This window comes from Mesorhizobium sp. M1C.F.Ca.ET.210.01.1.1, assembly GCF_004791585.1.
Lineage (GTDB): Bacteria > Pseudomonadota > Alphaproteobacteria > Rhizobiales > Rhizobiaceae > Mesorhizobium.
In genome coordinates this window covers 88,261-94,260 of the sequence record NZ_SRUU01000027.1, presented here as the reverse complement: position 1 = coordinate 94,260, position 6,000 = coordinate 88,261, and the positions used below count along the sequence as shown (strand labels likewise).

Genomic DNA, 6,000 nt, shown 5'->3' with positions numbered 1-6,000 from the left:
GCCATTCGCCGGACTGCCGCCAGCTTGAAGTCGCGGTTGAACCGCCGCCTAGGATCGTCCCTTCTCATCAGTCCTCCTAACGGAGAACTGTTACCCGTTTTCTGTCTCAAAATCGGGGTGCACTACAATGGTCTCCGGTATAAACCGTAACCTATGTGTCCAGAATGGACCATCAGTTTGGCTGGGGCGCCAGGATTCGAACCTGGGAATGTCGGTACCAAAAACCGATGCCTTACCGCTTGGCGACGCCCCAGCAGCCGGGGCCATGCCCGTTGCGCGCGGCCTTATAGGACGAGCCGGTGGAAAGCTCAATGGCGGATTGGGGGAATAAGAGAGTAGGGGAGTAGGGGAGTAGGGGAGTAGGGGAGTAGGGGAGTAGGGGAGTAGGGGAGTAGGGGAGTAGGAGCAACTGTCTCTTCACCTACTCCCTTACTCCGCCATTCCCCTACCTACTGCTCGCTCCAGACGGCCAGTTCGTTGCCGGCCGGATCGGTGAAATGAAATCGCCTGCCGCCGGGGAAGGAGAAGATCGGCTTGACGATCGTGCCGCCGGCATTCTCGACTGCGTTGAGTGTCTCCTCGAGATTCTCGGAATAGAGCACGGGCAGCGGCTTGGGCGACGCCTCGCCGGCATCGGCCTGGAAGCCGCCGTCGAGCTCCTCGGCAAAAGCGGAATAGGTCGGCCCGTAGTCGGTGAACGACCAGGAAAACGCTGCGCTATAGAAGGATTTGACGCTGTCCAGCGTGCCGCCGGTAGCCGGCAGTTCCAGATAGTCGAGTTTTCCGTTGAGTTTCATGACGCTACTCCCACTATGTTCTTGTTATGTTCTATATCGAGGCGCCGACACCGGCAAGTCTTTTTGACGCAGCTTTTGCTTAATCGATTGTAGTGGCGGCGCTTGCTTTGCCAATGCCTTGCCTTTCGCAATGCAGCATCATATCGCTCGGATCGGAAGGGCGGGGAACCGGGCTTCGGCCCGGGTGTTGTCTATCTTCCAAGGACCTGGAGGGCGAGCATGACCAAGTGGGTTTACACCTTTGGCGACGGGGCCGCTGAAGGCCGTGCCGGCGACCGCAACCTCCTCGGCGGCAAGGGCGCCAACCTGGCCGAGATGTGCAGCCTCGGCCTGCCGGTGCCGCCGGGCTTCACCATCACCACCGAAGTCTGCAACGCCTATTACGCCAACGGCCGCAGCTATCCGACGGCACTTGAGGCGGACGTGCTCGCGGCGCTCGACCATATCGGCCGGCTCACCGGCCGACGTTTCGGCGACCCGTTGAAGCTGCTGCTGGTCTCCGTGCGCTCCGGCGCCCGCGCCTCGATGCCCGGCATGATGGATACCGTGCTCAATCTCGGCCTCAACGACGAGACGGTCGAGGCACTGGCCGCCGATTCCGGCGATTCTCGCTTTGCCTATGACAGCTACCGCCGCTTCATCCAGATGTATTCCGATGTCGTCATGGGGCTTGACCATGAGGTTTTCGAGGAAATCCTCGAGGACCGGAAGGCGAGCCTCGGCCACGACCTCGACACCGAGCTTTCGGCCGCCGAATGGCAGGACGTGATCGGTCTCTACAAGGCCAAGGTCGAAGAGGAGCTCGGCAAGCCGTTCCCGCAGGACCCGCGTGAGCAGCTCTGGGGCGCCATCGGCGCGGTGTTTTCGAGCTGGATGAACAACCGCGCCATCACCTACCGGCGCCTGCACGACATCCCGGAAAGCTGGGGCACGGCGGTCAACGTCCAGGCTATGGTGTTCGGCAATATGGGTGACACCTCCGCCACCGGCGTCGCCTTCACCCGCAATCCCTCGACCGGCGAAAGACACCTCTACGGCGAATTCCTCGTCAACGCCCAGGGCGAGGACGTGGTGGCCGGCATCCGCACGCCGCAGAACATCACCGAGGTTGCGCGCATTGCCGCCGGCTCCGACAAGCCGTCGCTGCAGAAGCTGATGCCGGACGCCTTCCAGGCTTTCGTCGACATCTCCGATCGGCTGGAAAAGCATTACCGCGACATGCAGGACCTCGAATTCACCATCGAGCGCGGCAAGCTGTGGATGCTGCAGACCCGCTCCGGCAAGCGCACCGCCAAGGCGGCGCTGAAGATTGCCGTCGAGATGGCGAAGGACGGGCTGATCACCAAGGAGGAGGCGGTCGCCCGCATCGATCCCGCCTCGCTCGACCAGCTCCTGCACCCGACCATCGATCCGAAGGCCGCGCGTGATGTCATAGGCATGGGCCTGCCTGCGTCTCCTGGCGCCGCCACCGGCGAGATCGTCTTCTCGTCCGGCGATGCCGAGGACGCCAAGGCGCAAGGCCGCAAGGTGATCCTGGTGCGCATCGAGACCAGCCCCGAGGACATTCACGGCATGCATGCCGCCGAAGGCATCCTCACCACGCGCGGTGGCATGACCAGCCACGCGGCGGTGGTGGCGCGCGGCATGGGCAAGCCCTGCGTGTCGGGCGCCGGCTCGCTGCGGGTCGACTACAAGGCCGGCACGCTGATCTCGATGGGCCAGACCTTCCGCAAGGGCGACATCATCACCATCGACGGCGGCAACGGCCAGGTGCTGAAGGGGGCGGTGGCCATGCTGCAGCCGGAGCTGTCCGGTGACTTCGCCGCCATCATGGAATGGGCCGATGCCGCGCGCCGCATGAAGGTGCGCACCAATGCCGAGACGCCGCTTGACGCGCGCATGGCGCGTTCCTTCGGCGCCGAAGGCATAGGGCTCTGCCGCACCGAGCATATGTTCTTCGATGGCGATCGCATCGTCGCCATGCGCGAGATGATCCTGGCCGACACCGAGAAGGACAGGCGGGCAGCGCTCGACAAGCTGCTGCCGATGCAGCGCTCGGATTTCCTCGAGCTGTTCGAGATCATGGCCGGACTGCCGGTGACGATCCGCCTGCTCGACCCGCCGCTGCATGAATTCCTGCCCAAGACCGAAGCCGAGCTCGCCGAGGTCGCGGCAGCGATGAACGTGTCTGCCGACAAGCTCAGGCAGCGCACCGAGGCGCTGCATGAATTCAACCCCATGCTCGGCCATCGCGGCTGCCGGCTCGCCGTCTCCTATCCCGAGATCGCCGAGATGCAGGCACGCGCCATCTTCGAGGCTGCGGTCGAGGCCGGCCGCAAGGCCGGCGCGCTGGTGGTGCCGGAGATCATGGTGCCGCTGGTCGGCCTGGCGAAGGAGCTGGAATACGTCAAGGCGCGCATCGATGCGGTCGCCCAAAGCGTCATGCAGGAGACCGGCACCAAGATCGATTATCTGACCGGTACGATGATCGAGCTTCCCCGCGCGGCCATCCGCGCCCATGTCATCGCCGAGGCGGCCGAATTCTTCTCCTTCGGCACCAACGACCTGACGCAGACGACCTTCGGCATCTCCCGCGACGACGCGGCCTCTTTTCTTGAAACTTACCGTCAGAAAGGTATCATCGAGCAGGATCCGTTCGTTTCGCTCGACGTTGACGGCGTCGGCGAGTTGGTGCGGATCGCGGCGGAGAAGGGTCGGGCGACGCGGCCCCAGATCAAGCTCGGCATTTGCGGCGAGCATGGTGGCGATCCGGCCTCGATCCGGTTTTGCGAAGAGGTCGGCCTCGACTATGTGTCATGCTCACCTTACCGTGTCCCGATCGCCCGGCTCGCCGCGGCGCAAGCTGCCGTGCAGATCGCAAAGTCGGCGCCACGCGCCTGACAGCCCGCTGCGAGCTTACGCTTTTGTAAACAAAGTCACGCGAACGTGCGCGTGACGGCCCCCAATGTCGACACTGTTTCCGCTCAGTTTCACTGTCCCGAACCCGCCCGGTCCAGAGAAACAGATGTTGCAGATTTCCCCCACCAGTGTCCGGTCGATCCTGATCCTGCAGACCAAGTTCATCGGCGATATCGTGCTTGCTTCGGTATTGGCGAAGAACCTGCAGCTCGAATATCCCGGCGTCAGAATCGTGTTCCTATGCGAGGCTAGGTTCGCCGGCTTCTTAACCGCGCATGGCATTGCTACGGAGGTCATTCCGTTCACCCGCGCCCGCATGCGCGGGACGCCGCTTCAGCGCGGGCGCGAGCTCGTCCGGGTCGTAGGCGCGTTGCGGCGGCACCGCTTTGACATGACTATCGATATCACCGACTCGAAAACCTCACGGCTGGTATCTGGCTTGGTCCGCGCCCCGGTTCGGGTCGGTCATCATCCGACCGAACGGCCTCTGCGCTGGCATGAGCGCCAGCCTGCCAATGTCAGAATGAAGCCCTTCGGATTCGGCGAAAAACACTATCTCTTTCGCTATTTGTCGCCACTGGAGGTGCTTGGCGTCGACCTGCGCGTCAGGGTGCCGGCCATTCGCCCGCTGCCCTTCGAAACGACGCGGGCCCTCGCCTTGCTGGGCAAATACCTCTTGCGGCCGAAAGCCTTCGTGGCGGTGCATCCGGGCGCAAGCTTCCCCGGGCGCCGCTGGCAGCCCGAGCGCTTTGCCGCCGCGATCGACCGGATTGCGACGGAAACCGGCCTGGACGTCGTCCTGGTTGGCGGTCCCGAGGAAAAAGAGGCTGCGGACAAGATCATGGCGGCCGCGAAAACGCCGGTCGTCAATATGGTCGGCGCCCTCTCGCTCGAAACCTTGCTGGCGCTGCTCAAAGAGGCCAGGCTGTTCGTCGGCAATGAAAGCGGCCCGATGCATATGGCTGCGGCGGCCGGCACTCCTGTCGTTGGTCTGTTCGGCCTGACCAATCCGATTAAGTGGGGACCTGTCGGCGTTCCCAGCATCTCTTTGCGGCCGCAGATGCCTTGCGATTGCGTCGGCGGCGACCTGTGCCGCCGGACCGATCCGAGCAAGGCATGCTGCGTCTGGCGCCTGGAAGTGGATGTCGTGGTCGAAGCGGCGCGGGAGCTTCTGGCGCGGACGGCGCTGGAGCAGGCGGTCTGAGATTTGTGACGCCGGCCTGACCTCAATCTCAACACACCTTGGCGCATGTCGCCCAAAAGTGCATTGCGGCTGCAGCGGCAAGAACGGGGACAGAAGATCACGCAAATTGTCGCGTGGTTGCATTCGGGCTGCGAACCGTCCCGATTTTCGCCTAGATGCAGGTTCTGTTGAGGCCATCATGCGTTTGATCGGCCCGACGGGCAGGGCTTGGAAGGAATGGCGGGTTTGCTTCGGAAATCTCTTTGCGCGCTGGCGCTGTCGCTCGCGCTGGTCCCGGCCGGCAATGCCGCGACGCTGGTCGAGCCGACGTTGCATCTGAAGCCGCAAGGCGGCGGCGGGCGCGTGGCGCTCACGCTGGACGCCTGTGGCGGGAAGACCGATACGCGCATTCTTTCGGCGCTGGTCGACAACAGGATCCCCGCAACCATTTTCGTCACCGGCATCTGGCTGAAGCGCAATGCCGCCGCTGTCGAGATCATGCGCGCGCATCCGGACCTGTTCGAACTCGAAAATCACGGCGGCCGCCACATCCCGGCGGTCGACACGCCGCGCAAGATCTACGGCATCAGCAGCGCCGGCAGCGCCGATGCCGTTCAGGCCGAAGTCGAATCCGGCGCCGCGGCGCTTGCGAGCTCCGGCGGCCCGGCGCCGAGATGGTTTCGCGGCGCCACCGCCGAATACAGCCCCTCGGCGATCGCGACGATCCGTAAGCTGGGCTTCAAGATTGCAGGCTTTTCCGTCAATGGCGACGGCGGCTCGCTGCTCGGCGCCAAGGAAACCGCCCGGCGCATCGCCGCTGCCAAGGATGGCGACGTCATCATCGCCCACATCAACCAGCCGACCCATTCGGCGGGCGAGGGCGTCGTCCAGGGTCTGCTGGCCCTGAAGCAGAAGGGCATGACCTTCGTTCGCCTCGACGATGCCGAGGATGTAGGCAACGACGGCACAACGGATTGATCGGTGCCGTGATATTCAGGCGATGCCGGCCTGCGAAGGCCGGTTTCCTGCGCTTCCGGTACTCACGGACCTCAACGTCCGCTCCGTTCCGGTTCTCGGAACCCAGCAATCCCGACTCGGCCT

The 6,000-nt window shown here is 63.9% G+C and carries 4 protein-coding genes and 1 tRNA gene; 3 read left to right on the top strand and 2 right to left on the bottom strand.

Annotated features, from left to right (window positions below):
- Positions 1-178: 178 nt before the first annotated feature.
- A tRNA-Gln gene (locus EN853_RS25245) sits at positions 179-253 on the bottom strand.
- A gap of 196 nt (positions 254-449) precedes the next feature.
- Positions 450-797, bottom strand: a complete 348-nt coding sequence (locus EN853_RS25235) for a VOC family protein (RefSeq protein ID WP_127861822.1) — start codon at positions 795-797, stop codon at positions 450-452.
- 219 nt (positions 798-1,016) lie between these two features.
- On the opposite strand from EN853_RS25235, the gene ppdK reads away from it, so the two are divergent.
- The 3 genes from ppdK to EN853_RS25220 all read left to right on the top strand — a co-directional run bounded on the left by ppdK (position 1,017) and on the right by EN853_RS25220 (position 5,877).
- Positions 1,017-3,698 carry a pyruvate, phosphate dikinase gene (gene ppdK, locus EN853_RS25230; RefSeq protein ID WP_127861823.1) on the top strand — a complete coding sequence of 894 codons (2,682 nt, stop codon included), beginning with the start codon at positions 1,017-1,019 and terminating at the stop codon, positions 3,696-3,698.
- A gap of 64 nt (positions 3,699-3,762) precedes the next feature.
- The gene (locus EN853_RS25225; RefSeq protein WP_245517204.1) at positions 3,763-4,920 is read left to right on the top strand and encodes a glycosyltransferase family 9 protein; all 1,158 of its coding nucleotides are present in this window, start codon (positions 3,763-3,765) and stop codon (positions 4,918-4,920) included.
- Positions 4,921-5,136: 216 nt separating this feature from the next.
- Positions 5,137-5,877: a polysaccharide deacetylase family protein gene (locus tag EN853_RS25220; protein ID WP_127861824.1), complete on the top strand. Its 741-nt coding sequence runs from the start codon at positions 5,137-5,139 to the stop codon at positions 5,875-5,877.
- Positions 5,878-6,000 lie beyond the last annotated feature (123 nt).